This window comes from Shewanella sp. T24-MNA-CIBAN-0130, assembly GCF_040310185.1.
In the GTDB taxonomy this organism is placed as follows: domain Bacteria; phylum Pseudomonadota; class Gammaproteobacteria; order Enterobacterales; family Shewanellaceae; genus Shewanella; species Shewanella psychromarinicola.
The window spans coordinates 1-308 of the sequence record NZ_JBEOPP010000210.1 but is presented as its reverse complement, the minus strand read 5'-3'; the positions used below and the strand labels follow the sequence as shown (position 1 = coordinate 308).

General features: G+C 37.7%; 1 protein-coding gene. It reads left to right on the top strand.

The annotated features are described in order from the left end of the window. Nucleotides 1–308: diguanylate cyclase (locus AAEZ02_RS22100; protein WP_351125137.1), on the top strand; the 308-nt coding region annotated here is incomplete at both ends.

The following is a 308-nucleotide window of genomic DNA, read 5'->3' as shown; positions in this document are numbered from 1 at the left end:
GGGATTTCAATTAGGGGCGGTTGATTTTATTCATAAACCGATTAATCCTGTTATTACTAAAGCGCGGATTAAAAATCAAATTCTATTGAAATTAAATACTGATTTATTGCGTTCTATTGCCTTGTTAGATGGATTAACCGGTGTTGCTAATCGACTTAAGTTTGAGCAAGTACTGTCGGTAAGCTGGTTACAATGTGCGCGTGAGAAACAGCCCTTAAGTATTATTTTATTGGATATCGATTTTTTTAAGCACTTTAATGATACCTATGGCCACACCGAAGGCGATGCTTGCTTACGCGCTGTTGCAC